This window comes from Allobosea sp. GW821-FHT10B12 (assembly GCF_059415545.1).
Genome location: NZ_JBWKNL010000002.1, coordinates 38,562 through 62,437, shown reverse-complemented (window position 1 = coordinate 62,437; position 23,876 = coordinate 38,562). Strand labels below are relative to the sequence as shown.

At 66.7% G+C, this 23,876-nt stretch carries 28 protein-coding genes; 13 read left to right on the top strand and 15 right to left on the bottom strand.

From position 1 onward, the window contains the following. Window positions 1-31: 31 nt before the first annotated feature. Window positions 32-358, bottom strand: coding sequence for a hypothetical protein (locus AC07O0_RS05540; RefSeq protein WP_494620800.1), 327 nt, complete (start codon window positions 356-358; stop codon window positions 32-34). A 278-nt stretch (window positions 359-636) separates the two neighbouring features. On the opposite strand from AC07O0_RS05540, the gene AC07O0_RS05535 reads away from it, so the two are divergent. Continuing rightward, entirely contained in the window at window positions 637-837 is a 201-nt protein-coding gene (locus AC07O0_RS05535) for a hypothetical protein (RefSeq protein ID WP_494620798.1), read from the top strand. Window positions 838-1,124: 287 nt separating this feature from the next. Here AC07O0_RS05535 and AC07O0_RS05530 read toward each other — a convergent pair whose 3' ends face one another. Beyond that, on the bottom strand, window positions 1,125-2,501 hold the full coding sequence (locus AC07O0_RS05530) for a PleD family two-component system response regulator (protein ID WP_494620796.1): 1,377 nt from the start codon (window positions 2,499-2,501) through the stop codon (window positions 1,125-1,127). A gap of 16 nt (window positions 2,502-2,517) precedes the next feature. Continuing rightward, window positions 2,518-2,889, bottom strand: coding sequence for a response regulator (locus AC07O0_RS05525; RefSeq protein WP_454027948.1), 372 nt, complete (start codon window positions 2,887-2,889; stop codon window positions 2,518-2,520). Between the two features lie 140 nt (window positions 2,890-3,029). Here AC07O0_RS05525 and AC07O0_RS05520 point away from each other — a divergent pair, with 140 nt between their 5' ends. Next, entirely contained in the window at window positions 3,030-3,320 is a 291-nt protein-coding gene (locus AC07O0_RS05520; protein WP_494620794.1) for a DUF3572 domain-containing protein, read from the top strand. Then, window positions 3,317-4,681, top strand: a complete 1,365-nt coding sequence (locus AC07O0_RS05515; RefSeq protein WP_494620793.1) for a DNA polymerase IV — start codon at window positions 3,317-3,319, stop codon at window positions 4,679-4,681. Before AC07O0_RS05520 ends, AC07O0_RS05515 begins: the two co-directional genes overlap by 4 nt. On the opposite strand, the gene AC07O0_RS05510 is transcribed toward AC07O0_RS05515, so the two are convergent. Beyond that, entirely contained in the window at window positions 4,638-5,465 is an 828-nt protein-coding gene (locus AC07O0_RS05510; RefSeq protein WP_494620791.1) for a cell envelope integrity EipB family protein, read from the bottom strand. The genes AC07O0_RS05515 and AC07O0_RS05510 overlap by 44 nt on opposite strands. A 109-nt stretch (window positions 5,466-5,574) precedes the next feature. Continuing rightward, entirely contained in the window at window positions 5,575-6,150 is a 576-nt protein-coding gene (locus tag AC07O0_RS05505) for a TetR/AcrR family transcriptional regulator (RefSeq protein ID WP_494620790.1), read from the bottom strand. Window positions 6,151-6,273: 123 nt separating this feature from the next. Here AC07O0_RS05505 and AC07O0_RS05500 point away from each other — a divergent pair, with 123 nt between their 5' ends. The 9 genes from AC07O0_RS05500 to AC07O0_RS05460 all read left to right on the top strand — a co-directional run bounded on the left by AC07O0_RS05500 (window position 6,274) and on the right by AC07O0_RS05460 (window position 13,031). After that, entirely contained in the window at window positions 6,274-7,086 is an 813-nt protein-coding gene (locus AC07O0_RS05500; protein WP_494620788.1) for an SDR family NAD(P)-dependent oxidoreductase, read from the top strand. Window positions 7,087-7,193: 107 nt separating this feature from the next. Further along, window positions 7,194-7,667 (top strand): RidA family protein, encoded by a 474-nt coding sequence (locus tag AC07O0_RS05495; RefSeq protein ID WP_494620787.1) that lies wholly within the window; start codon window positions 7,194-7,196, stop codon window positions 7,665-7,667. Further along, entirely contained in the window at window positions 7,667-8,416 is a 750-nt protein-coding gene (locus AC07O0_RS05490) for a glycerophosphodiester phosphodiesterase family protein (RefSeq protein WP_494620785.1), read from the top strand. Before AC07O0_RS05495 ends, AC07O0_RS05490 begins: the two co-directional genes overlap by 1 nt. Window positions 8,417-8,427: 11 nt before the next feature. Further along, window positions 8,428-9,648, top strand: a complete 1,221-nt coding sequence (locus AC07O0_RS05485; protein WP_494622350.1) for a GNAT family N-acetyltransferase — start codon at window positions 8,428-8,430, stop codon at window positions 9,646-9,648. 33 nt (window positions 9,649-9,681) lie between these two features. Further along, window positions 9,682-10,110: an HIT family protein gene (locus AC07O0_RS05480; RefSeq protein WP_494620783.1), complete on the top strand. Its 429-nt coding sequence runs from the start codon at window positions 9,682-9,684 to the stop codon at window positions 10,108-10,110. Window positions 10,111-10,174: 64 nt separating this feature from the next. Further along, entirely contained in the window at window positions 10,175-10,642 is a 468-nt protein-coding gene (locus AC07O0_RS05475) for a carboxymuconolactone decarboxylase family protein (RefSeq protein ID WP_100959637.1), read from the top strand. Window positions 10,643-10,711: 69 nt separating this feature from the next. Next, the gene (locus tag AC07O0_RS05470) at window positions 10,712-11,185 is read left to right on the top strand and encodes a carboxymuconolactone decarboxylase family protein (protein ID WP_494620781.1); all 474 of its coding nucleotides are present in this window, start codon (window positions 10,712-10,714) and stop codon (window positions 11,183-11,185) included. Window positions 11,186-11,195: 10 nt separating this feature from the next. Next, entirely contained in the window at window positions 11,196-12,083 is an 888-nt protein-coding gene (locus AC07O0_RS05465) for a sigma-70 family RNA polymerase sigma factor (protein WP_494620779.1), read from the top strand. 105 nt (window positions 12,084-12,188) lie between these two features. Further along, window positions 12,189-13,031, top strand: a complete 843-nt coding sequence (locus AC07O0_RS05460; RefSeq protein ID WP_494620777.1) for a M48 family metallopeptidase — start codon at window positions 12,189-12,191, stop codon at window positions 13,029-13,031. A 113-nt stretch (window positions 13,032-13,144) separates the two neighbouring features. Here AC07O0_RS05460 and AC07O0_RS05455 read toward each other — a convergent pair whose 3' ends face one another. The 8 genes from AC07O0_RS05455 to AC07O0_RS05420 all read right to left on the bottom strand — a co-directional run bounded on the left by AC07O0_RS05455 (window position 13,145) and on the right by AC07O0_RS05420 (window position 20,298). Further along, window positions 13,145-13,690 carry a hypothetical protein gene (locus AC07O0_RS05455; protein ID WP_494620775.1) on the bottom strand — a complete coding sequence of 182 codons (546 nt, stop codon included), beginning with the start codon at window positions 13,688-13,690 and terminating at the stop codon, window positions 13,145-13,147. A gap of 229 nt (window positions 13,691-13,919) precedes the next feature. Beyond that, the gene (locus AC07O0_RS05450) at window positions 13,920-14,276 is read right to left on the bottom strand and encodes an AzlD domain-containing protein (protein WP_494620773.1); all 357 of its coding nucleotides are present in this window, start codon (window positions 14,274-14,276) and stop codon (window positions 13,920-13,922) included. Further along, window positions 14,273-15,007, bottom strand: coding sequence for an AzlC family ABC transporter permease (locus tag AC07O0_RS05445; protein ID WP_494620771.1), 735 nt, complete (start codon window positions 15,005-15,007; stop codon window positions 14,273-14,275). Before AC07O0_RS05445 ends, AC07O0_RS05450 begins: the two co-directional genes overlap by 4 nt. A 219-nt stretch (window positions 15,008-15,226) precedes the next feature. Continuing rightward, entirely contained in the window at window positions 15,227-15,502 is a 276-nt protein-coding gene (locus AC07O0_RS05440; protein ID WP_494620769.1) for a hypothetical protein, read from the bottom strand. Window positions 15,503-15,506: 4 nt separating this feature from the next. Continuing rightward, window positions 15,507-18,014 carry an ATP-dependent Clp protease ATP-binding subunit ClpA gene (gene clpA / locus AC07O0_RS05435; RefSeq protein WP_494620767.1) on the bottom strand — a complete coding sequence of 836 codons (2,508 nt, stop codon included), beginning with the start codon at window positions 18,012-18,014 and terminating at the stop codon, window positions 15,507-15,509. Window positions 18,015-18,057: 43 nt separating this feature from the next. Next, window positions 18,058-18,399, bottom strand: coding sequence for an ATP-dependent Clp protease adapter ClpS (clpS, locus tag AC07O0_RS05430; RefSeq protein WP_454028037.1), 342 nt, complete (start codon window positions 18,397-18,399; stop codon window positions 18,058-18,060). A 270-nt stretch (window positions 18,400-18,669) separates the two neighbouring features. Beyond that, complete coding sequence (locus tag AC07O0_RS05425; RefSeq protein WP_494620765.1) at window positions 18,670-19,755, bottom strand: Rieske 2Fe-2S domain-containing protein; 1,086 nt, start codon at window positions 19,753-19,755, stop codon at window positions 18,670-18,672. 198 nt (window positions 19,756-19,953) lie between these two features. Beyond that, complete coding sequence (locus tag AC07O0_RS05420; protein WP_038118787.1) at window positions 19,954-20,298, bottom strand: phasin family protein; 345 nt, start codon at window positions 20,296-20,298, stop codon at window positions 19,954-19,956. Window positions 20,299-20,683: 385 nt separating this feature from the next. Between AC07O0_RS05420 and AC07O0_RS05415 the strand changes: the two genes are divergently transcribed. Next, window positions 20,684-22,318 carry a serine hydrolase gene (locus AC07O0_RS05415; RefSeq protein ID WP_494620762.1) on the top strand — a complete coding sequence of 545 codons (1,635 nt, stop codon included), beginning with the start codon at window positions 20,684-20,686 and terminating at the stop codon, window positions 22,316-22,318. A 17-nt stretch (window positions 22,319-22,335) separates the two neighbouring features. Here AC07O0_RS05415 and AC07O0_RS05410 read toward each other — a convergent pair whose 3' ends face one another. Then, window positions 22,336-23,064: a DnaJ domain-containing protein gene (locus AC07O0_RS05410; RefSeq protein ID WP_494620760.1), complete on the bottom strand. Its 729-nt coding sequence runs from the start codon at window positions 23,062-23,064 to the stop codon at window positions 22,336-22,338. Then, window positions 23,061-23,810 (bottom strand): VWA domain-containing protein, encoded by a 750-nt coding sequence (locus AC07O0_RS05405; RefSeq protein ID WP_494620758.1) that lies wholly within the window; start codon window positions 23,808-23,810, stop codon window positions 23,061-23,063. The genes AC07O0_RS05410 and AC07O0_RS05405 overlap by 4 nt, the downstream gene beginning before the upstream one ends. Window positions 23,811-23,876: the final 66 nt, after the last annotated feature.

The following is a 23,876-nucleotide window of genomic DNA, read 5'->3' as shown; positions in this document are numbered from 1 at the left end:
AGGCAGCGCCATCGGCTCGGCTTCGGTCCGCTCAGAACGCCGGCTTCGGCACGAACAGGCAGAACGGCCGCTGCGACGGCGCGATCACGGTGCCGGTCAGCATCCCGCCGCTGCGGCAGATGTGGAAGCGCCCGTCCTTCGAGACCCGCGTGTTCTGTTCCGCCACGAAATGCCCGTCATGGGTGAGATAGCCGCCGGGAACGATGCGCGGATCAGGCTCTTTCGCGTCGGCATCCAGGCCCATAGGCCAGCAATCGCGGTCGCTGCAACAATCGTAGGGGTACCAGCTATGCGCGTGAACAGGCCCTCCGCCCCACGACAACAGCGCGAGGCAGAGCGCCGATGCGATGAGACGCATGGGTCGCTCCTTGGCGAGGATGTCAGGCCAGCAGCTTCGCAGCCGAATAGCAGGGCATACGAATCGTCGTCAGTCTAGCATGAGACGACGATGGTTAATGCGACCTTACATCGCCGCCGGCGCTCAATCCTTGACCAGTAATTGGTGATATTTGCGCCTGACGACTTGAACGCAGCTGCTGCCTTCCGGTTCCGCGTGCCGTCGCTGGCGCCGGATGCTTCGATCTTCTACCCTGCTCGTGCGGCATCGATCTGCCGCCCCGTCTGCCGGAGCCCCTGTTGAGCAACCAAAATCCGCCCGAACCGCATCCGCGCCCCGGCGGGCTGATGCGCGGCTTTCTGCGCCTGATCGTCGAGGTCGACGAGTCGCGCCGCTGGACGCATCGCCTGCGAGCCGCCCTGCTGCTCCTGCTGCTGCTCGCCAGTTTCGGCCTGCTCGGCTACTGGGTGCCGGAATTGATCGAGCGCCACCTGCGTTGACGTGAACGCAGCCACCGGCGGAGGGGCGCCTAAAACGAGGTGGCCGGCCGACGACGGGGCTGAGGAGGCCAGGATCCCGCCATCGACCGGCCGAGCCCAGCGGTGACCCAGGAGATGCGGCGGAACCTGGGCTGCCGAGGGGCGTTCCGGACGGCTGCTTGGCAGCCGTTCTCTTGGAAATCACCCTACGTGGAAGCCCTTCCGAATCAATCGAATCTGATTGATTCACCAATCTTCATCGAAACTTAACCCTACTTGGAAACCTTACCAGCCCACCCCGGAGCCCTTTAGGCGGCGCTGGCGACGATGACGCGATTTCGGCCGGCTGCCTTGGCCCGGTAGACCGCCTCGTCAGCCCGCTTCATCATCTCCACCGGCCCGGCATCGCCCGCCCGCCGGCTGGCGACGCCGATCGACACCGTCACGGTGATCGATCTCTGTCCGCGCTGGATCTGAAAGGGCTCGCCCTCTACCCGTTCCCGGATGCGCTCGGCCACTGCTCGCGCCGCATCGAGCGCGGTGTCGGGCAGCACGACGACGATCTCCTCGCCGCCCATGCGCGCCACCAGGTCGATGCCGCGCGTGCAGGCACGGATCCGGTCGGCGAACTCGCGCAGCACCTCATCGCCGGCATCGTGGCCCCAGCTGTCGTTGACCACCTTGAAGCGGTCGACATCGAGCACCAGCAGCGAGAGCGCCCTCGCCCGCAGCGCCGACTCGTCGAACAGCACCGCAAGCCGGCTGTCGAGATAGCGGCGATTGTGCAGCCCGGTGAGCTGGTCCATCACCGCCATTTCCATCGAGGACTGCACGCTGTCGCGCAGCCGCTCGGCGAAACGCTTGCGGCGGACCAGGGTCCGCGCTCGCGCCAGCAACTCGTTGCGGTCGATCGGCCGGACCAGGAAGTCGTGCGCGCCGATCTCGAGCCCGCGCAGAACCCGGGCCCGGTCCTCAGCCTCGCCGAGCAGGAGCACCGACAGGTTGCGGGTCCGCTCGAGCGAGCGCAGCTGGCTGCACAGCCTCAGGCCGTCGTAATTCTGGAGATCGAGACTGACCAGCACGATCTCGAAATCGCCCTCGGCGGCGCGCGTGAGCGCGACCTGCGCATCGGTCTCGGTCTCGATCGAATGGAAGGCCGAAAGCGCCTGGACGAGGCGCTGGGCGATCAGGGGCCGATCCTCGATCAGGAGGACACGACCGTTGAGCCCGGTCTCAGCAGCCGCCGCAGCCAGCGGATCGGCGATGCCGAGCTGGCGCGAGGCAAGTGCGCGCTGACGCAATTCGTCGGTCACTGATTTCAATCGCACCAGGCTGCGCACGCGGGCGAACAGCGCGGTATCGTCGATCGGCTTGGTCAGGAAGTCGTCGGCGCCGGCATCGAGCCCCTTCAGCCGGTCGCTGGGCTGGTCGAGCGCCGTCACCATGACCACCGGGATATGGGCCGTGGTCGCGCTGTTCTTCAGCCGGCGGCAGACCTCGAAGCCGTTCATACCGGGCATCATCACGTCGAGCAGGACGATATCCGCTTCGCCACGCTCGCAGATCGCCAGCGCCTCGACCCCGTTCGTTGCGGTGACGACATCAAAATACTCGGCGCCCAGCTTGGCTTCGAGCAGCTTCACATTTGCGGGCGTATCGTCGACGACCAGGACCCGGGCTGACATGGTTCAGCGCTTCCCTTCAGGCCGTGCCGACATAGGCGCGAACAGTCTCGAGGAACTTGCCGACCGAGATCGGCTTCGAGATATAGGCCTCGCAGCCGCCCTCCCGGATCCGCTCCTCGTCGCCCTTCATCGCAAAGGCGGTGACTGCGATCACGGGGATCGACTTCAGCGCATCGTCCTCCTTGATCCATTTCGTCACCTCCAGCCCGGAGACCTCCGGCAGCTGGATGTCCATCAGGATCAGGTCGGGACGGTGCGTGCGCGCCAGCTCGATCGCCTCGATGCCGTCGGCCGTCTTGAGCGTCGCGTAGCCATGGGCCTCCAACAGGTCGTTGAAGAGCTTCATGTTGAGCTCGTTATCCTCGACGATCAGAACCGTCTTCTTCATCTATCCCCCAGTCCGTACAGCCCCGGTCATCCGCAGGATCGGATTCTCCAGGCCGTCGGCCGTGTTCAGTGCTAGGCTTAACATGGGAGCAGTTGACGAAACGCAAACCTGAAACCAGAATCGCCGGTCTTAAGAACGCCATGCCGCACCCGATCACCAGCGAGGAAGCCGAGACGCTCGCGCTCAAGGCGCTCGCCTTCCTGGCCTCCGAACCGGAGCGCCTGGAGCCGTTCCTGGCCGCGACCGGTCTCGGCCCCACTACCCTGCGCAGCGCAGCACAGGAGCCCGGCTTCCTGCTCGGCGTGCTCGACCATCTCTGCGCCAGCGATTCGCTGCTGCTCGAGTTTGCCGGAAACTTGAGCCTGAATCCCGAGATTGTCGGGCATGCGCGCGAAATCCTCGCCGGCCCACCCGAAGCCTACGAGCCGTGAGCGGAGAGGTCGGCATTGCCGTCTCTGCCCGGGCGCTCTGCCGCGACTGCCTGCAGGATCATGACGAAGCCCGCGCTCCGGTGCGGCGCTGCCCGGCCTGCGGCTCGCCGAGACTCTTGCGCCATGCCGAGCGCGACAGCCTGCACCTGGCCCATATCGACTGCGACGCCTTCTACGCCGCGATCGAAAAGCGCGACGATCCCTCGCTGCTCGACAAGCCGGTGATCGTCGGCGGCGGCAAGCGCGGCGTGGTCTCGACCTGCTGCTACATCGCCCGCATGTCGGGCGTGCGCTCGGCCATGCCGATGTTCAAGGCGCTGAAGGCCTGCCCCGAGGCAGTCGTGATCAAGCCGGACATGGCGAAATACGTCGCCGTCGGCCGCCAGGTCCGCAAGCTGATGCAGGAATTGACGCCATTGGTCGAGCCGCTCTCGATCGACGAGGCCTTCCTCGACCTCGGCGGCACCGAGCGGCTCCACCATGCCAGCCCGGCGCTGACCCTCGCCCGCTTCCAGCGCCGGATCGAGGACGAGATCGGCATCACCATCTCGGTCGGGCTGTCCTACGCCAAGTTCCTCGCCAAGGTCGCCTCCGACCTCGACAAGCCGCGCGGCTTTTCGATCATCGGCCAGGCCGAGGCCGTCGCCTTCCTCGCCCAGAAGCCCGTCGGCATGATCCCGGGCATCGGCCAGGCCGGCGCGGCCAAGCTCGCCCAATCGGGCTTTCGCACCATCGGTGACCTCGCCAAGGCCGAGATCGCGACGCTCTATCGCCTGGTCGGCAAGGACGGGCCGCGCCTCAGGAATCTCGCCCTCGGCATCGACCCGCGCAAGGTCACGGTCGAGCACGAGGCCAAGACCGTCTCATCCGAGACGACGCTCGACGTCGACCTCGCCCGCTTCGAGGAGCTGGAGCCGATCCTGTGGCGGCTCTGCGAGAGGACCTCGCGGCGACTGAAGGCGCAGGAACTGGCCGGGCGCACCGTCACCCTCAAGCTCAAGACCCACGATTTCCACATCATCACCCGCGCCGCCCGCCTGCCCGAGCCGAGCCAGCTCGCTGCCCGCCTCTTTTCCGCCGGGCGCGACCTGCTCACGCGCGAATGCACCGGGCCTCGCTACCGCCTGATCGGCATCGGCATGAGCGACTTCTTCGATCCGGCCGAGGCCGATCGCGGTGATCTCGCCGACCAGCAGACGCCAAAGCTGAAGGCGATGGAATCCGCCCTCGACAAGGTCCGCGCCAAGTTCGGCGATGCCGCGATCGAGAAGGGCCTGTCTTTGCGCGATACGCGGCGCAAGACGACGTCGAGTACGACTACTTCGAGCAGTCGCTCGCCGGAAGCAGATCCAGACGCGTGAGCGTGCCGCGCAGCGCGAACGAGCCGTAATCGAGCCGGATCGCGCCGGTGACGCCGTTCTCATAGAGCTCGAAGGAAACGGTGTAAGCCGGCGTGCTCTCGCCCGAACCGACCTTGAAATAGGAGATCGTCACCGGCCAGCGCGCGAGCTTCTCGAATTCCGGCTTGCGCAGCGGCGCTTCGGCGGCCGGCGTCGTGATCTTGCGGCCGATCACCGACAGCGTGTCGTAGACGTCCTTGCCGCTATTGGCGCCGTCATAGAGGCGGACATTGAAGGTGTTCTTGCCCTCGCGCGCCGCCTGGATCACCGCCTTCATCTGCTCGTTCGGGAACATCGCAGCGCTGGCCTCGCGATGCGTCTCGGCCTTGGGCGCGCGCAAGCTCACCTCGTAGCCGGCCTCGCCCTTCTTCGCCGTGCCGTCGACGACATCGGCCGGCGCACCGGCAGCCGAGCTCTCGGTCTTGAAGCGATAGCTCTTGGCATCGCCCTCCTCGAAGCTGGTGGTGCGCGCATCGATCACGCGCGGGCCGGCTTCGCTGGTCAGCTCGGTGACCTGGCGGAAGGAGAGCGCATAGCCGTCGCAGGCATCACCAGAGAAGTCGAAGGCGATGCGGCCGCGCGCCGTGGTGATGTCACGCGAGGGCTTGCCGTCGTCGAGCACGAGATCATAGACCGCCCGGTGCGGCACGAGCACGACGCGCTCCGCCGAAGCCGGGGTCTGCGCCCAGGCCCCCGTCGCCGCCATCACCGCCAGGCCTGCGATCCCGCCGCGATACGTCTTCATGCCGATCCTCGATTCGCGCTCTTAGCCGGGGCGAACTGCAGCCCTTCAAATCTAGGTGCATTGCGGCAATGGCGCAAACAAGGCGGGGCGACGCCGCGCCTTGTGGCGGTCACCCGCTCGTCGACCGAAGTGCAGCCCTGGCCGCAGTGAGCACCTCTTCCGAGAGCTCCTCGTCCTCGACCATGCGGGACAAGACCAGCGCACCGATGAGCGTCGCGTAGCTCGCGAGGGCATTCGCCCGCCGCTCCTCGTCGCTCCTCCCCGGCATGGCGGATGACAAACTCGCGATCGCCGCGCGCGCCCCCTGCGTCGCAGCCTGACGTGAGGCTTCGCCTTGGCGCGCAATGTCGCAACCCAGCGCCGCCACCGGGCAGCCATGACCGGGGTCGTCGCGGTGCAGCGGCGAGAGATAACGGCTGGCAATCGCCTGCAGCGGCGCCTCCGGCTCCGCCGCCTTGGCCTCCTCCAGCCACTGATTGGCGTTGCCGAAGGCGCGTCCGAGCGCCTGGGCGGCGAGGTCGTCCTTCGACGAGAAGTGCCCATAGAAGCCGCCATGGGTCAGGCCGACCGCCTTCATCACATCGGCGACGCCGACCCCGTCGAAGCCGCGCTCGCGAAACAGGGTCGCTGCCGTGTCGAGAATGCGCTCGCGGTTCTCCGCCATCTGTTCGCGGCTCACCCGCATCGATCCGCTCCTTCGAAAATCGGCAGTTCAACCTCTTGACTCTTTATATGATGTTGATCATGTAAATTCAATCATGATGATCATCATGAAAAAATCGACAGCGAAATCGAACAGGAGTTGGACATGGCTACGCAGCAGCTCGGCACCGCCCTCATCACCGGCGCATCCACCGGGATCGGCGCCGTCTACGCCGACCGACTGGCCCGCCGTGGCTATGATCTCGTCCTCGTCGCCCGTGACGAGGCCCGCCTTGCCGCGCTGGCGGAGCGCCTTCGTGCAGAGACCGGCCGCAAGGTCGAATGGTTCAAGGCCGACCTGACGGCGAAGGCGGAACTCGCTCAGGTCGAGCAGCGTCTGCGCGACGACCAGAGCCTGACCCTGCTGGTCAACAATGCCGGCATGTCCGTCTCCGGCACCCTGGTCGAAGGCGATATCGAGCGCTTCCAGACCATGCTCGAGCTCAACGTCATCGCCCCGACGCGTCTGGCCGCAGCGGCAGCTCGCAACTTCGTGACCCGCAATACCGGGGCGATCGTCAACATCGCCTCGGTGCTGGCCCTGGCGCCGGAGCTGTTCAACGGCAGCTATAGCGGCACCAAGGCCTATGTGCTGAACCTCAGCATCTCCTTGCAGAAGGAGCTCGAGGCGGCCGGCGTCCGCGTCCAGGCCGTATTGCCGGGCGCCACCCGCACCGAGATCTGGGCCCGGGCCGGCGTCAACGTCGACGGCTTCCCGCCCGAAATGATCATGGAGGTCGACGACATGGTCGATGCGGCGCTCGCCGGCTTCGACCAGGGCGAGTTCATCACCATTCCCTCGCTGCCGGACGCGGCCGATTTCGAGCGCTATACGGCGGCGCGGCTGGCGCTCGGCCCCAATCTCTCGCGCAACACACCGGCCGAGCGTTATCTGGCGAAACGTTCCGACGCCGCCTGACCTGTCCTGCCCGGCAGGCGCATCGGCCAAGTCGCACCGCGCTTGCGAGCTTGCCTGCCATCGGCGATGAAAGGCTCCTGTCCAGCGCAGGCCGGGAGCCTCTCATCATGAACGCCATCGACACCAAGCTCGCCGCCCTCGGCATCACCCTGCCCGCCCCGGCCGCGCCGGTCGCGAACTACGTGCCCTATGTCATCACCGGCAATCTCTTGATCATTTCCGGCCAGCTCTGCTTCGGCCTCGACGGCAAGCTCGCCGACGCGCACAAGGGCAAGCTCGGCGCCGAGATCTTCAACGAGGCCGGGCTCGAGGCTGCCAAGCTCTGCGCCATCAACCTCCTCGCCCAGGCCAAGGCCGCGCTCGGCGGCGATCTCGGCCGGATCAAGCGCTGCGTGCGCCTCGGCGGCTTCATCAACGCCACTCCGCATTTCGCCGCTCTGCCGGCGATCATGAACGGCGCCTCCGACTTCATGGTCGAGGTGCTCGGCGATGCCGGCCGCCATGCCCGTTCGACCGTCGGCGTCGCCAACCTGCCGGCCGACGCCGCCGTCGAGGTCGAAGCCATGTTCGAGATCGCCTGATGGCCGCTGAAGCCTGGCTTACCGCCCGCCCGATCGCGCATCGTGGCTTGCACGATGCCGCCGGCGGCGTGATCGAGAACTCGCTCTCGGCTGCCGCGGGCGCGATCGCCGGCAACTTCGCGATCGAATGCGACGTCCAGCTCAGTGCGGATGAAGACGCCATCGTCTTCCATGACTTCGTCCTCGACCGGCTCACCGCCGAGAGCGGCCGCGTCGATGGCCGCAAGGCAGTCGAACTGGCCCAGATCGGACTGAAGGGCGCCAGCGACCGCATCCCGACGCTGACCGGCTTCCTCGACGCCATCGGCGGCAAGACGCCGCTGGTGATCGAGGTCAAGAGCCGCTTCGACGGCGATCTGCGGCTGGCGAAGCGGACCGCGCAGATCCTCGCCGGCCACAAGGGCCAGCCGATCGTGCTGAAATCCTTCGATCCGGTGATCGTCGCGGCCTTGCGCGAGATCGCCCCGGATTTCGCCCGCGGCATCGTCGCGATGAACGAGTATGCCTACGCCGACTACGACCATCTCTCCGCCGGCCAGAAGCACGCGCTCGCCAACCTCCTGCATTTCGAGGAGAGCCGGCCAGATTTCATCTCCTGGAAGGTCGCCGACCTGCCGAGCGCCGCGCCCTTCCTCTGCCGCAAGGCGCTGGGGCTGCCGCTGATGAGCTGGACGGTGCGCACGCCGGAGGACCGCGCCCGCGCCGCCGCACATGCCGACCAGATGGTCTTCGAGGGCTTCCTGCCTTGAGCGAAACCGGCATACGCGACACTCTCAGGGTCCGCGTTGCCACCTCGCTGAAAAGCGTCCCGGCCGCGGCCTGGGACGCCTGCGCCAATCCAGGCGCCGGCCGGCCGCTTGAATCGATACCCGAGCAAGCGGATTCAATCTCTCAAGCAGACCCGGACAACCCCTTCGTTTCGCACGCTTTTCTGCGCGCTCTGGAAGAGAGCGGCTGCGTCGGCGGCCGCACCGGCTGGTCGCCGGCCTATCTCCTGGTCGAGGATGCGGATGATCGCCTGATCGCCGCCACGCCGTCCTTCGTGAAGGGCCACAGCCAGGGCGAATACGTCTTCGATCATAGCTGGGCCGAGGCCTATATGCGCGCCGGCGGCCGCTACTATCCGAAGATCCAGGTCGCAGCTCCGTTCACGCCCGCGACCGGCCCGCGCCTACTCGTTGCAGACGGACCGCATGCAGCCGAGGCGCGCGAGGCCCTGATCGCCGGGCTGGAGGCGCTGCGCGAGCAGGTCCGCGGCTCGTCCGTGCACGTCACCTTCGCGCAGGACAGGGACATGGCGGCGCTGCTCGAGGCAGGGTTCCTCGAACGCCACGACATCCAGTTCCATTGGCGCAACGAAGGCTTCGGCAGCTATGACGACTTCCTCGCCACGCTCGCCTCGCGCAAGCGCAAGGCGCTGAAACGCGAGCGCCGCGAAGCGCTCTCAGCCGGCATCGAGGTCGCGGTGCTCTCCGGCTCGGACCTCACCGAGAGCGTCTGGGACGATTTCCACTCGTTCTACGAGGACACCGGCTCGCGCAAATGGGGCCGGCCCTATCTCAACCGCCGCTTCTTCTCCGAGATCGGGCAGCGCATGGGCGAACGCGTCGTGCTGGTGCTCGCCCGCCGCGCCGGCCGCAACATTGCCGGCGCGATCAACTTCCGCGGCGGCAATACACTCTACGGCCGCAACTGGGGCTGTATCGAGGACCACCCCTTCCTGCATTTCGAGCTCTGCTATCACCAGGCCATCGACTATGCGATCGCGCATGGGCTCATCCGCGTCGAGGCCGGCGCCCAGGGCGAGCACAAGCTCGCCCGCGGCTACCGCCCGGTGATCACCCGCTCGGCCCATCTCCTCGCCGATCCCGGCCTTGCCCGCGCCGTCGCCGCCTATCTGCCCGGCGAGCGGCGCGAGATCGGCTCTGCAGTGGCTGCGCTTGCGCAGGAGAGCCCCTTCCGCAAGGCTGGCGACAGCTGACTCCCCTGGCCACCAACGACCGGAACCTGCGCGATGACCGCCTATGATCCCAGCAACATCTTCGCCAAGATCCTGCGCGGCGAACTGCCAGCCCATCGCGTCTACGAGGACGATCGGGCGCTGGCCTTCCTCGACATCATGCCGCGTGCGACCGGCCATACGCTGGTCATCCCGAAGAACCCGGCCCGCAACATCCTCGACATCGATGCGGACGATCTCGGCTATGTCGCGGGAATCGCCCAGCGCATCGCCCGCGCGGGGATGAAGGCCTTCGCCGCCGACGGCATCACCGTGCAACAGTTCAACGAAAGCGCCGGCGGTCAGGTCGTCTTCCACCTGCACGTCCATGTCATCCCGCGCCATGAGGGCGTCGCGCTGCGCCCGCCCGCCACCTACAAGGCGAGCCAGGACGAGCTTTCGGCCTCGGCAGAAAAAATTCGCGACGCGCTGAAAAATATTTGAGGAGCATGTCACGCCGGCGCTGGCCGCCTCGTCCTGTCTTCATCACCACCTGATGGAGATGACGATGACCCAGCGCCTCAATGGCTTCCAGACCGCCCCCGACGCCTACAAGGCCATGCTCGGCCTGCAGGACTACGTGAACCAGTCGAAGCTGGAGCACAGCCTGCTCGAGCTGGTGAAGATCCGGGCGTCGCAGATCAACCGCTGCGCCTATTGCCTGCACATGCACATCGCCGACGCGCGCAAGGCCGGCGAGAGCGAGATCCGCATTGCCCTGCTCAGCGCCTGGGAGGAGTCCGAGCTCTTCACCCCGCGCGAGCGCGCCGTCCTGCGCTGGACCGAAGAGCTGACACGGCTCGTCGACCGTAGCCCGAGCGACGAGGCCTTCGCCGAACTGCGCGAGCATTTCGACGAGAAGGATTGCGTCGACCTCTCGGTCGCGATCGGCATGATCAATCTCTGGAACCGGATCAATTGCGGCTTCCGCACGCTGCATCCGAATGATCGTCGCCGCGAGAAGGCCGCGGCCTGAGTTCAACCTCGTTGCCAGCTGCCCGGCGCCAGCGTGCCGGGCCTGACCGCCCAGCACGAAAGCCCCATCATGAGCAAGCGCCTCAATCCCTACGTCACCGCCCCCGACACCATGAAGCCGATGATCGCGCTCGAAGCCTCGATCAAGGAAAGCGGACTCGAGCACAGCCTGATCCATCTGGTGAAGATGCGGGCCTCGCAGATCAATGGCTGCGCCTATTGCCTGCACATGCACTCTGCCGATGCGATCAAGGAGGGCGAGAGCCCGGCCCGCCTGTTCCTGCTCGACGCCTGGCACGAGTCGGCGCTCTATACCCCGCGCGAGCGCGCCGCCCTCGCCTGGACCGATGCGCTGACCTTGATCTCGCAGACCCATGCGCCGGACGAGGCCTATGAGGAGGTGCTGCGCCATTTCAGCCCGGAGGAAACCGTGAAGCTCACTCTGCTGATCGGCGCGATCAACACCTGGAACCGCATCGCCATCGGCTTCCGCTCGGCCCATCCCCACGACCGGCCGGCCAAGGCCGACGCGACGGCCGCCTGAGGCAACCACCATGACCGCCCCGGACGACATCTTCGAGACGCATCGCCGTTTCCTGACCCGCCTCGCCTATCGCATGCTCGGCTCGGTCAGCGATGCCGAAGACATCGTCCAGGAGGCCTGGCTGCGCTGGCGCGACGTCCCGCAGGGCGAGGTCGAGGCGCCGCGCGCCTATCTCGCCCGCACCGTCACGCGTCTCTGTCTCGACCAGATGAAATCCGCCCGCAGCAAGCGCGAATTCTATGTCGGCGCCTGGCTGCCGGAGCCTCTGGTCGAGGAGATCGGCGCCGGGGAATCCGATGTCGACACCCAGCTCGACGCCCCGATCGCGCTGATGCTGGCGCTCGAACGGCTCACGCCGCTCGAGCGCGCCGCCTTCCTGCTGCACGACGTCTTCGAGCTGGACTTCGCCGAGATCGCCCGCACCATCGATCGTAGCGAGAGCGCCTGCCGCCAGCTCGCCAAGCGCGCCCGCGAGCATGTCCGCATCGACATGCCGCCGCGCAACAAGGTCGACCCGGCCGAGGCGAAGCGCTTCGTCGAGGCCTTCTTCAAGGCCTCCCACAACGCCGACACCAGTGACCTGCAGGCCCTGCTGGCGCAGGATGTCGCCTTCCACAGCGACGGCGGCGGCAAGGTGCTCGCGGTCGCGAACGTGCTCCACGGTATCGACCGTGTCCTGCGCTTCTTCGCCGGCATCGCCCGCAAGGTCATCAGCCAGCAGAAATCGACCACTGTTTACAAGCCGGTGCTGATCAACGGCATGCCCGGCTATCTCAGCCTCGAACGCGGCGAGACCCTGCAGGCCACCGCCCTCGACATCCGCGACGGACTCGTCCACGCGATCTATGTCGTGCGCAATCCCGACAAGCTCCGCCATATCTCGCTGGCTACGGAGTAACCGCCGCCAGCCCATTCCTCGTCGCACCACTGATGCGATTATGGCTCAAATGTGGGCAAAGGCAGCCTCGCTAGCTGATTTGTATCCGCATAGGAGCCTTGCGCCATGAATTTTGATATTTCCCAAGTGAAGCACTCGAAGGAAAAGCTCTACGGCAGCATCATGCTCGCCGTCGGCACCCTGATCTGGGCGCTGGTGATCGGTTTCATCGTGCTCAGCCTGCTCCGTGGCCAGCTTTACGCCGCGATGCTCGCTTTGATCTACTTTTTCACCTTCTGGCTGGTTTCGTACTGGGCGCGTGCCCTCACCCGCGCTTACATGGTCGGCCATTTCGTCATGGTCGGCCCCGACCAGTTCCCGCACATTCATCGCATGGTCGAGGACGGCGCCCGCGCGCTCGGCTTGCGCGAGATCCCGCAGACCTTCGTCTACAACTCAAGCGGCGTGCTGAATGCGATGGCGCTGCGCCTTGTCGGCCGCCAGCGCTATATCTGGCTGACCTCGGCCCTGCTCGACGCCGACAATGACGAGCAGATCCGCTTCGTCATCGGCCATGAGCTCGGCCACCATGTCGCCGGCCATCTCGACGAGCCCTGGAGCTATCTGCGCTTCCCCGGCCACATCGTCCCGTTCCTCGGCGCCGCCTATTCCCGCGGCCGCGAGCTGACCTGCGACCGCATCGGCGCCTTCGTCGCCCGCGATCTCCAGGCCGCCCGCACCGGCCTGCAGATGCTGGCCTGTGGCAGCGCCAGGCTGAACGCCCAGATGAACCCCGACGCCTTCCAGAGCCAGGAGCAGATGGTCCCCGGCATCGCCGGCTTCTTCCTGAAGATCGTCTCGCACTATCCGCGCCACACCCGCCGCGTCGAGGCGGTGACGCAGTGGTATCGCTCGCAGCAGGGCGCAGGCGCTGCGGTCCAGCCGGGCTTACGCCCCCGCCTCGCCTGAGCGAACGGCGGCTGACAAAAAAGAACCCGGCGCGAAGAGCTCGCGCCGGGTTTTTCATGTGACCGGATTGGACCTGCACGCTGTCAGGAAAACCGCTGCCGAACTTTCCTCGTTCACCAGCCGCGGCTGCTGCCGAAGGGTGGCATCGTCCACTGCATCACCGGCTTGAACCCTTTGGCGATCCCCGCCTTGATCGTGCGCGCCTCGCTGTTGATCAGCAGCGCGAAGGTCAGCGTTTCCGCCGGTGTCCACACCGCCTTCTTCGCGTAGTTCAGGCAGTCGAAGCTGAGGCAGGCCCCGCCGGCCAGAAGCACGTTCGCCACGGCGGAGGCGCAGTTCTGGATGGTCATGTTGTAGGTCAGGTCCTTCTTCATCTCCCGGTATTGCGCACGCATGCGGTTCTCGTCGAGGCAGTCGATGACGACCGCCTTGTCCGGCTGTCGCCCTTCTGCGTGCACATCGTGAGCAAAGTTCGGCGTTGCCGCGCCGAACCATTCGGCCGGTTTCAGCGGCTTGGCGCCGGGATTGCCCTTGTCGCCCTGGCCGCGCGGCCACCAGCTGACATATTCGGCCTTGCCGCCCCCCGCCCCGAACGAGATGTCGAGGGACGCGTGGCCGACATTCGGCAGCTTCGGATACCAGCAATAGACCTTGTTCATAGGCACCTCGAAATGGACGAAGGACGCTGCTCATCCCGGAGATGCCCCGGCACGGCTCCCTCGCAGATTGGCTTCGCTCAACGGGGCTGGAGCGGATCAGGTCGAACCCGCCCGCTCGGCAGCCCGTCTCTCCTTGAAAAAACCAGGACCGCCTTGCGATTCGGCTCACGACGCGCGGGGCCCCTCCGGGCTGCTTGTTGTGATCTGGCCGGCTTTCGCGCCCAGGTTGTCAGACCAGCCACCAGGCGCCGCCGATCAGCACCACCTCACCCAGGATCACCGCCAGCATCACCTTGCTCCGATAGAAGAGCACCACCGTGACGGCGACGGCCAGCGCCGCCAGCCGGATCGCCAGCGGCACGCCGGCGAGCGCTCCTGGGGCCGCCAGCACCAGCTTGGCGACAACGCCGGCCAGCAATGAGGTCGCAACCAGTCTCACCCATTCGAGCCAGGGTGACCGCTCGTCGAGACGCCGCGCGAAGGCGACCGCGAGCCAGCGCCAGATCTCGGTCGGCAGCACAGCAAACAGCACGAGCGCAAGATAGGGCCACCATGGCCCGTCGAGAAAGACGATCGGCTGCGTCATTCGCCCGCCTTCGGCGTCTTGCGCCGGCGCTGCACGAGGAAGGCGATACTGCCGCCGACGACACCGCTCGCGATCAGGTCGAAGCCGCCACCGATCGCCCAGCCTGCCGCCGGCGCGAGGGCAAGGCCAAGCCCGATCGCGACCATGTCGCCAAGGCCGCGGATCCCCGCGATCATCGAAGACAGGAAGAAGATCGGCGTCAGACAGAGCAGCCCGGCGGCGACCGGGGCCGGCACGATGCCCGCGAGGTAGAAGCCCGCATAGGTGCAGAGCGAGCTGACGACGATCAGCGCATTGGCAAAGCCGAAGAAATAGCCGACCCGCTGCTCGGGTGGGATATGCGGCAGCCGCCGGAGCGCCTCGACCCAGGCGGTAACGGCGACGAAATGGGCGATCAGCATCTGCTGGGCCACGCTTTGCCCCGGCCGGCGCAGCAGCGGCAGCAGCGCCACGGTCATCGGCAGGAACCGCAGCGAGGCGAAGCCAATGGCGAGCGCGATCGCGCTCCAGGCCGCGCCAGCGGCGATCGAGGCGAAGAACAGCACCTGCGAGGGACCGGCCCAGACCAGGATCGTCGAGAGGACCGCGGCCTCGACCGGATAGCCGACATCGCGCGCCAGCGTGCCGACCCCCATCAGGGACAATCCGACCACCCAGGCCGGCAGCATCACGGCGTCGCGAAAGCCGCGCGCCCATGGCCGCAGCCATTGATTGCCCGTTGTTTCGGTCACGGCGCCATCGCTCTGCGACATCCGGTGGCTGCCAGCGCAATCCCGGGCGGGACAGCTCTGCCGCGGCTGAAGTGCGGGTGGCGTGAAGATCGAACCATCGAACCGAGCGATAGGAAAAAAGGCCCGCAGCGGCTGCGGGCCCTTTCGTTTAAGCGCATTACGGTTGCCGCATGACAGCCATCAGGCTGCGCGCCCGCCCTGCGTTCGGCGCAAGGCGGATCAGAGGCTCTTCATCGCGAGCCCGATCAGCTCCTGGAAGAAGTCGATCGCTTCCTTCGGCACGCCGCCGACGGCGCGATAGCCGAGATACAGGAGATAGAGAAAGGCCGGAACCAGGATCCAGCCCAGCACTTCCTCGAAGACGATGCGCCGACGCCGCCGGCGCGCCCGCTTCTCGAACCAGCCGAGCTTCTCCTTCGGCGCTGGAGCGGCCGCCTGCGCAGCGACCTCTCCCTCCTGCGCCCAGACGCTTTCTGACTTGCGCTTGAAAAACACCGGATCAGGCCTTGGTCAGCGGAACCTTCGGGACGGTACGGACGCTGCGCGCCTTGGGCGCCTCGACCGGGGCATCCGGCTTCGGGCCGCGCTTGGAGCTGCCGGACGTGGCCACCTTGGCCTTGCCCGGCGTCTTGGCGCGCGGCTTGCGCTTGCGCTTCTCCGCAGCAGTGGCGACGTCCTTCTCCGGCTTCGGCTTGACCGGCCCGTCGGGAAATTCGAGACCGAGCACCTTGATGCCGGTTTCGGACTGGATCACCACGACCTTGACCGCGCCGCCATTCTTCAGCCGGCCGAACAGCACCTCGTCGGCCAGCGGCGTCTTGATCGTCTGCTGGATCAGGCGGGCCATCGGCCTTGCGCCCATCGCCTCGTCATAGCCGTTCTCGACCAGCCATTCGCGCGCCTCGTCCGAGAGCTCGATGGTGACGTTGCGGTCGGCGAGCTGCGCCTCGAGCTGCAGCACGAACTTGTCGACGACGCGGGCCACGACCGTCTTCGGCAGGTGGCCGAACGAGATCGTCGCGTCGAGCCGGTTGCGGAACTCCGGCGCGAACAGCTTGTTGATCGCCTCGGTGTCGTCGCCCTCGCGCTTCTGGCGGGTGAAGCCATAGGCGTTCTTGGCCATGTCGGCAGCGCCGGCATTCGTGGTCATGATCAGGATGACGTTCCTGAAATCGACCTGCTTGCCGTTGTTGTCGGTCAGCTTGCCGTGGTCCATCACCTGCAGGAGGATGTTGAACAGGTCGGGATGGGCCTTCTCGATCTCGTCGAGCAGCAGCACGCAATGCGGATGCTGGTCGATCTGGTCGGTCAAAAGCCCGCCCTGATCGAAGCCGACATAGCCCGGAGGCGCACCGATCAGCCGCGAGACGGTGTGACGTTCCATGTATTCCGACATGTCGAAGCGCACGAGCTCGACGCCGAGCGAGGAGGCAAGCTGGCGGGCGACCTCGGTCTTGCCGACGCCGGTCGGGCCGGCGAAGAGGTAGCAGCCGATCGGCTTCTCGCCGTCGCGCAGGCCGGCGCGGGCGAGCTTGATCGAGGAGGACAACGCCTCGATCGCCTTCTCCTGGCCATAGACGGTGCGCTTCAGCGTGGTCTCGAGATTGCGCAGTACCTCGGCATCGTCCTTGGAGACGGTCTTGGCCGGGATGCGCGCCATGGTCGCGACCGCCGCCTCGATCTCCTTGACGCCGATCGTCTTCTTGCGCTTGGCCTCGGTCACCAGCATCTGCGAGGCACCGGTCTCGTCGATCACGTCGATCGCCTTGTCCGGCAGCTTGCGGTCATGGATGTAGCGCGCCGACAGCTCCACCGCCGCCTTGATGGCGTCGTTGGTGTAGCGCAGCTTGTGGAACTCCTCGAAATAGGGCTTCAGCCCCTTCAGGATCTCGATCGTGTCCGGGACCGACGGCTCGTTGACGTCGATCTTCTGGAAACGCCGGACCAGCGCCCGGTCCTTCTCGAAATACTGGCGGTATTCCTTGTAGGTGGTCGAGCCGATGCAGCGCAGCGTGCCCGAGGCCAGCGCCGGCTTCAGCAGGTTCGAGGCGTCCATCGCGCCGCCCGAGGTCGCACCGGCGCCGATCACCGTGTGGATCTCGTCGATGAACATGATCGCCTTCGGGTGCTGCTCGATCTCCTTCATCACCTGCTTGAGGCGTTCCTCGAAATCGCCGCGATAGCGCGTGCCGGCGAGCAGCGTGCCCATGTCGAGCGAGAAGACGGTCGCGTCCTCCAACACCTCCGGCACCTCGCCGCGCACGATCTTGAGCGCCAGGCCCTCGGCGATCGCGGTCTTGCCGACGCCGGGGTCGCCGACCAGCAGCGGGTTGTTCTTCTGCCGGCGGCAGAGAATCTGGATGGTGCGCTGCACCTCCGCCTCGCGGCCGATCAGCGGGTCGATGCGCCCGTCCCTCGCCTTGCGGTTGAGGTTGACGCAGTAAGCGTCGAGCGCGCTTTCCTTTTTCTTCTTGTCCTTTTCGCCGTCCTGGGCCTGCTCGCTGCGCTGTTCGCGCTGCTCCGGCTCCTCCTCGGCGCCGCGCACGGGCCGGCTCTCGCTCGCGCCGGGGCGCTTGGCGATGCCGTGGCTGATGTAGTTGACCGCGTCGTAGCGGGTCATGTCCTGCTCCTGCAGGAAGTAGGCGGCGTGGCTCTCGCGCTCGGCGAACATCGCCACGAGCACGTTCGCCCCGGTCACCTCCTCACGGCCGGACGACTGGACATGGATCACCGCGCGCTGGATCACGCGCTGGAAGCCGGCGGTCGGCTTGGAATCGTCACGTCCGTCGGTGACCAGGTTGGTCAGTTCGGCGTCGATATAGTCGACGAGGTTGCGACGCAGCGTGTCGAGATCGACACTGCAGGCGCGCATCACCGCGGCGGCGTCCTGGTCGTCGACCAGCGCCAGCAGCAGGTGCTCCAGGGTCGCATATTCATGGTGGCGTTCATTGGCGAGCGCGAGGGCCCGGTGAAGCGCCTGTTCGAGGCTGCGCGAGAAGCTCGGCAAGGTCAGCGCTCCCAATCCAGTTTCGAGAGGATGATGTTCAAAGCTACTTTTTCTCCATCACGCATTGCAGCGGATGCATGTGCTTGCGGGCGAGGTCCATCACCAGGGTGACCTTGGTCTCCGCGACCTCGTAGGTGAAGACGCCGCATTCGCCGACGCCGTTCTGGTGGACGTGCATCATGATGCGCGTCGCCTCGGCCCGGTCCTTGTTGAAGAACCGCTCCAGAACGTGCACCACGAACTCCATCGGCGTGTAGTCGTCATTGAGGATCAGCACGCGATAGAGATTGGGCTTGCGCGTCCGGGTCCGGGTCAGGACGGCAGTCCCGGTACCGGATCGATCGCTGTCGGTCGGGCCGGACGGCGCCCGCGGCTTCGACGCCAGACGCGGCGCAAAACCGGACGCGTTCCCGCTCGGCGCAGTGCCGGCTGGCAGGTCCTGATCGATCGGCGTCGTGGTTGCTTGGCTCAAGGTGTCCGTCCCGAAGGCTGACATCAAGATAGTGCTTCGCTCTCGAATTTACAGACGTCTCCCCAGCTTCGCCAGCCCGTTCCGGCGGCAGGCCACAGCCAAGAGACCTTTTTGAAGCGGACAAAGTAAAAGCCCGGCTGGAATAGCCGGGCTTCCCAGAGCTTTGCCGAGCTGCGGTTGTCCTCAGGTCCGCCAATGCAGCCGTTCGGGGGTAAGCACATTGGTGAAAGCGGCTCCCTCGCGCCGAGCCGTGGCATAGTCGCGCTTCAGGCGGAAATACCATTGCGCCAGCCGGTCGGCCTGCCCCAGCAGCAGCATGGTCGGCTTGCGCTCGAGCCCCTGCTGCGCGAGTTCGAGAATGCGCTGGTCCTGGCGCAGGAAGGCTCGCGCCGCCATTCTGATCAGCGGCGAAAGCGGCATCAGCTGCGGCAGGTCCGACAGCAGCACATTGGTGAGCAGCGTCCGGCGCGCATCGATCGGCGTGGCGAAGGTCGCGTTGACAATCGAGCGCTCGCCCATGCGGATCCGCTCGATGCGCTGGCCCGGCAGCAGGAAGTCGACCTCGGTCTGTGGTCGCCCGAGCAGCCGGTAGCCGCGCGAGTTCGCCGCCGCCTTGTGCGCCTTCATCCGGAAACCGAAGGGCAGCGGCTCGAAATCCTTGATCTTCTCCTGCGCCGTCGCAGTCGGCCGCCACCACCAGGAATTATGGACATAGCCGACATGGCCGGGATCGATCAGGCTGAGTACGCTGAGATCGTAGGAGGCCTCGACCAGAACCGAGACGGCAACCCGGCAGCGCGTCTTGCCTGTAAGCGCCAGCGCAGGCACCGGCGGTGCATGGTCCGGTCGCGCGCCCAGATAGAGCCAGATGATGCCGTCGCTCTCGCGGATCGGGAAATCGCCGACCTTGACCTGACCGGGATCGGTGACGTCGCCATCGACCAGCGTCGGCATCGCCCGGCAACGGCCATCTGCTCCGAATCGCCAGCCATGGAAGGGACAGGTGATCGCGACACCATCGAACTGGCCCTGCGACAGCGGTGCGCCGCGATGAGGGCAGCGGTCGCGCAGGGCGAAGAGCTCGCCGAGCTTCGTGCGGCCGATGACGATCTGCTCGCTGAGGACGGTGACGCTCGCCATCGCGCCCGTCGCCAGGCTGCCGGCGCTCCTGACGCAATACCAGGCCTCCCGTGGCGGCTCGCGAAATTCGCTGGCCGGCGGCGCCTCGATGGCGGTCGATGCATCCACGGCAATCGTCGAACTGCTCATTGCGGCTCCTGGCTCACCTAACCGCCATCCGATGAATGGCGACGGGCGCAGGCAGCCGCCCGCCAGTTGCAACAGCATTGCCGCGACGCGCATCGCGGAAGCACAGCGTGCAAACGCAAAGAAGCCCGGCCGAGGCCGGGCTTCTTGAAATCGTCTGGGAATCAGCTGCGGCTGAGCGAGGTCAGCCGCTTGCCGAAATCACTTGGCCGGGGTCGGGACGGCCTTGGCGACGATGCCTTCGAACGGCTTGTAGGCGTCCTTGGCGATCGCGGCATAGAGCTCGCCGATCTTGGTGACCTGGGCGACATAGCCCTCGAAAGCGGTCTTGACGTAGTCCGACTGGATCTCGATCGCCTTGTCGAGCGTCTTGACGCCGGCAAGCTTCTCGATCGCGGCCGTGCCGGCCTCGAACGACTTCTTGGCGTAGTCGGTGGTCTCGACGGCGAGAGCCTGCACGCCCTTCGAAGTGGCGCCGAAAGCCTTCAGGGCGGCGTCGACGTTCTCTTTGGAAGCCTTCTGGATGGTCTCGAACTGCTGGATCATGGTTCCTCCGACGCTCGCAGGCGCCGCCTCTGCTGACGAGCCGGAATGGCCCGGGTTCTGTGCCCCCAAGGTCAGATGAAGAGGTCCATCACCGGGGCGCTTCCTCATATTGTGCACCGCAACATAAAAGTCAACATCGCATTGCAATGCACCAAACGCAGGGCACCCCGGCGTGTACCGACAACGGTTTGCAACCTGACAGCTTCGCAGAAGGCTTTTTGGCGCTTAACCGCTCCGTAACCGCATCCGCCTAACCTCCTCGTCTGTGTCCTTCGCGCCACGCTGCAAAGCCTGCGACGGACGGGTGGGTTAAGTTGAGGCGAGTTGCATGGCTTCTGGTTGCGTTGGGTCCCGACGCGGGCGCTGGCTCGCAGTCGTCGGGGTGGTGAGTGCTGTTGCCGTCGTGCTGGCCGCGACGGTGTCCCCCGCGGAAGCGGCCCGCAAGAAGCGGCGCCATGTCTCGGGCGGTTACGCCCCGCCCTATGCGGCGATGGTCGTCGACGCCAAGACCGGCCGCACCCTGCACGCCGTCAACGAGGATGCGCCGCGCATCCCGGCCTCGCTCACCAAGGTGATGACGCTCTACATGCTCTTCGAGCAGATGGAGCGCGGCCGCTTCAACATGAATTCGGAGCTCAGGGTCTCGTCCTACGCCGCCTCGCAGCCGCCGACCAAGCTCGGCCTGCGCGCCGGCTCGACCATCGAGGTCGAGGACGCGATCAAGAGCATGATCACCCTCTCGGCCAACGATTCCTCGGTCGTGGTCGCCGAGGCCATCGCCGGTTCGGAAGAGGCTTTCGCCGAGCAGATGACGCGCAAGGCGCGCTCGCTCGGCATGGACTCGACCCGCTTCTACAACCCGCACGGCCTGCCGAACTCGCCGCCGAACATCACCACGGCGCGCGACCTGACCATCCTGGCCCGAGCGATCCAGGAACGCTTTCCGCGCTATTTCCCGCTCTTCCAGATGCGCTCCTTCCAGTACGGCTCGCGCACCATCCGCGGGCATAATCGCCTGCTCGGCCGCATCGAAGGCGTCGACGGCATCAAGACCGGCTATACCCGCGCCTCCGGCTTCAACCTGATGACCTCGGCCAAGACCGAAGGCCGCCAGATCGTCTCGATTGTGCTCGGCGGCCGCTCCGGCGCCTCGCGCGACAAGATCATGTCCGATCTCGTCCTCGCCAGCCTGCCCCGCGCCAGCACTGGCGGCCGCAGCGCGCCGATGATCGCCGAGGCCTCCGAGCCGCAGCAGGAGCGCTATCGCGCGCCCGCTCCCGCCCCGGTTCCCGAGCCGCCGGCTCGCCCGGCCGTGGTCGCCCAGGCGCCTGAACCGGCCCCGGCTCCCGCGCCGATCCCGGTGCCGCGTCCGCGCGCCGAGCCGGAGGTTCCGGCCGCCGCCCGCGCCTATGCCGCGACGACGACCACCGCCCAGATGCCGCCGCCGCGCGCCCTCAGCGGCAGCGCCCAGGCACTCGCCCTTTCTAACATGCGCCCGGTCGCCGCGACGACGACGCCGTCGGCCATGCGCTGGTCGATCGGCGCTCCGCCAGCCGAGGGCAAGGTCCTGCGTCCGCCGGCGAATGTCGATGTCACCTCCTCGATCGCCAAGGTCGCCGAGCCGGCTGCCAGGGACGAGGTCCAGCCGATGCCGAAGAAGCTCGAGGCCCGCCTGCCCGAGCCGGCGCCGCTGCCGGTCAAGGTGGCTCAGGTTGCCAAAGCGCCTGAAGCCAAGGCTCCCGAGGCCAAGCCGGCCGAGAAGACTGCGATCGCCTCGAAATGGGTGATCCAGCTCGGCGCCACCGACGACGAGGCCAAGGCAAAGGACATTCTGGCCCGGGCCCGCGCCAAGGCTTCCGGCTCGCTCGCCGACGCCTCCGGCTTCACCGAGAAGGTCGAGAAGGGTGGCGCCACTCTGTTCCGCGCCCGCTTCGCCGGCTTCGAGGAGTCGAAGGACGCCGAGAAGGCCTGCGCCCAGCTCAAGCGCGGCGGCTTCGCCTGCTTCGCCACCCGCAGCTGAGCGATCGGGAAAGGAGATCAGCCATGCTTTTTCAGCAAGGTATCCTTGGCCTGGTTGACGCGAGCGGCAAGCCCGCTGGTGCCGCCGGCATCCGGATGGATGCGCTTCATCAGGCCCCGATGGGCCTCGCGGATCGCCTCCTGGCCCGCCCCCGGCTGAAGCCCCAGGATCTCGTAGGCCTCCTCGTCCGTCATCGCGCCCGAGCGCGCCGGGCCGCGCTGCCCCGCGTCGCGGTGACGATCAGCGTCTTCACGCCATCCGGGCGCCCGGCGGTCGAGATATGCCTCTAGCAGGCGCGCCCCATCGGGGTCGCCGGCGAGGCATTCGCGCAGCAGCGCGCTGAGTTCGGCGGGCTTGAGATCGTCGAGATCGCGCCCGGCGAAGCTGCCTGCGACAACCTTGCCCTTGATGCCGCCGCTGTCATGGTCGAGCTCCATTTCGAGCAAGGCCGAGGCGACCTTGGAACGCCCGGCCGAGCCGGTGCCGCCCCAGTCCCTCGCCCATTCCGGCATCCTGAGGCCGCCCGGACCATAGGCGCTCCAGCCGAGCAGCCAGGCGCCGAGACCGCCGAGGAAGATCGCCATATCGGGCCGGCCGCGCAGCATCAGCAGCGCCGCAACGCCCAGCGAGGCGACGCCGCCGACGATCTTGCCGAGCCTGACCAATTTCTTCGGGTCGGCACCGGCGAAGAGCTTCACCAGCCACCAGAGCAGGATCAGCGTGGCGATGCCGTAGAGCAGCGTCACGATTTACGGCCCTCCATTGCCGTCAGCAGCCTCTGTGCCGCCGCGTTCTGGCCGGCGAGTTTCAGCAACGCCTCGCGCCCGCCACTGGCATAAGCCGCCGCACCGCGGAGCAGGTCGAGCAGGGAGTTCGGCGCACCGACGTCGAAGCGGGCATGTGCCCCGCCGGTCAGGCGTGCGATCTCGGCGAAGGCGGCTGTGGCGTCCGGATCCGAACCTTCCTGAAAGACGAAGCCCTTGATGCCGCGCAGGCCGAGCTCGCCGGCGAGCGCGCAGAGCCTGTCGACATCTTCCTCCATCGCATCGCCGACATAGACGAAGGCGCGGATCGGCACCTGCCGTTCCTCATCGCGGATATGCTTGAGCACGCGGCCGATCTGCGTCTGGCCGCCGCGGCAGTCGATCCTGTTCATCAGCCCCGTCAGGCGCTGCGGCTCGCCGAGCCAGCCGGAAGCTCGGCATTCGTCGAAGCCGCGGAAATAGACGAGCTGGACCGCGAGCCCGCCGGTCCGGGCTGCGACCTCGAACATCTGGCCCTGCAGCGAGCAGGCGAGATCCCAAGTCGGCTGTCGGCTCATCGTCGCATCGAGCGCGAAGACGAGCCGCCCGGCCTGCCCGGTCGCGAGCGGCGCCAGCTGCTTGGCTGCGGTGAGGAAGCGGTCGATCTCGCCGGGCTTCGAGCGCGCAGCATTCTCGGCCGGGCGCGTCTCGCCCGCCTTGCCCACCGACTTGCCGTCTTCGCGCGTCATGCTCTTCGCCGGGATTCGCTCATCCCGAAGATATTGGCCGGGCCGCCCGTATTTGCTACCCGTCCA

Excerpts from the sequence above, each read along its gene's own strand:
- AC07O0_RS05540 (WP_494620800.1), bottom strand. The coding sequence starts at position 358 with ATGCGTCTCATCGCATCGGCGCTCTGCCTCGCGCTGTTGTCGTGGGGC.
- AC07O0_RS05530 (WP_494620796.1), bottom strand. The coding sequence starts at position 2,501 with ATGTCAGCCCGGGTCCTGGTCGTCGACGATACGCCCGCAAATGTGAAG.
- AC07O0_RS05525 (WP_454027948.1), bottom strand. The coding sequence starts at position 2,889 with ATGAAGAAGACGGTTCTGATCGTCGAGGATAACGAGCTCAACATGAAG.
- AC07O0_RS05520 (WP_494620794.1), top strand. The coding sequence starts at position 3,030 with ATGCCGCACCCGATCACCAGCGAGGAAGCCGAGACGCTCGCGCTCAAG.
- AC07O0_RS05510 (WP_494620791.1), bottom strand. The coding sequence starts at position 5,465 with ATGAAGACGTATCGCGGCGGGATCGCAGGCCTGGCGGTGATGGCGGCG.
- AC07O0_RS05505 (WP_494620790.1), bottom strand. The coding sequence starts at position 6,150 with ATGCGGGTGAGCCGCGAACAGATGGCGGAGAACCGCGAGCGCATTCTC.
- AC07O0_RS05500 (WP_494620788.1), top strand. The coding sequence starts at position 6,274 with ATGGCTACGCAGCAGCTCGGCACCGCCCTCATCACCGGCGCATCCACC.
- AC07O0_RS05495 (WP_494620787.1), top strand. The coding sequence starts at position 7,194 with ATGAACGCCATCGACACCAAGCTCGCCGCCCTCGGCATCACCCTGCCC.
- AC07O0_RS05490 (WP_494620785.1), top strand. The coding sequence starts at position 7,667 with ATGGCCGCTGAAGCCTGGCTTACCGCCCGCCCGATCGCGCATCGTGGC.
- AC07O0_RS05480 (WP_494620783.1), top strand. The coding sequence starts at position 9,682 with ATGACCGCCTATGATCCCAGCAACATCTTCGCCAAGATCCTGCGCGGC.
- AC07O0_RS05475 (WP_100959637.1), top strand. The coding sequence starts at position 10,175 with ATGACCCAGCGCCTCAATGGCTTCCAGACCGCCCCCGACGCCTACAAG.
- AC07O0_RS05470 (WP_494620781.1), top strand. The coding sequence starts at position 10,712 with ATGAGCAAGCGCCTCAATCCCTACGTCACCGCCCCCGACACCATGAAG.
- AC07O0_RS05465 (WP_494620779.1), top strand. The coding sequence starts at position 11,196 with ATGACCGCCCCGGACGACATCTTCGAGACGCATCGCCGTTTCCTGACC.
- AC07O0_RS05460 (WP_494620777.1), top strand. The coding sequence starts at position 12,189 with ATGAATTTTGATATTTCCCAAGTGAAGCACTCGAAGGAAAAGCTCTAC.
- AC07O0_RS05455 (WP_494620775.1), bottom strand. The coding sequence starts at position 13,690 with ATGAACAAGGTCTATTGCTGGTATCCGAAGCTGCCGAATGTCGGCCAC.
- AC07O0_RS05450 (WP_494620773.1), bottom strand. The coding sequence starts at position 14,276 with ATGACGCAGCCGATCGTCTTTCTCGACGGGCCATGGTGGCCCTATCTT.
- AC07O0_RS05425 (WP_494620765.1), bottom strand. The coding sequence starts at position 19,755 with ATGAGCAGTTCGACGATTGCCGTGGATGCATCGACCGCCATCGAGGCG.
- AC07O0_RS05420 (WP_038118787.1), bottom strand. The coding sequence starts at position 20,298 with ATGATCCAGCAGTTCGAGACCATCCAGAAGGCTTCCAAAGAGAACGTC.
- AC07O0_RS05405 (WP_494620758.1), bottom strand. The coding sequence starts at position 23,810 with ATGACGCGCGAAGACGGCAAGTCGGTGGGCAAGGCGGGCGAGACGCGC.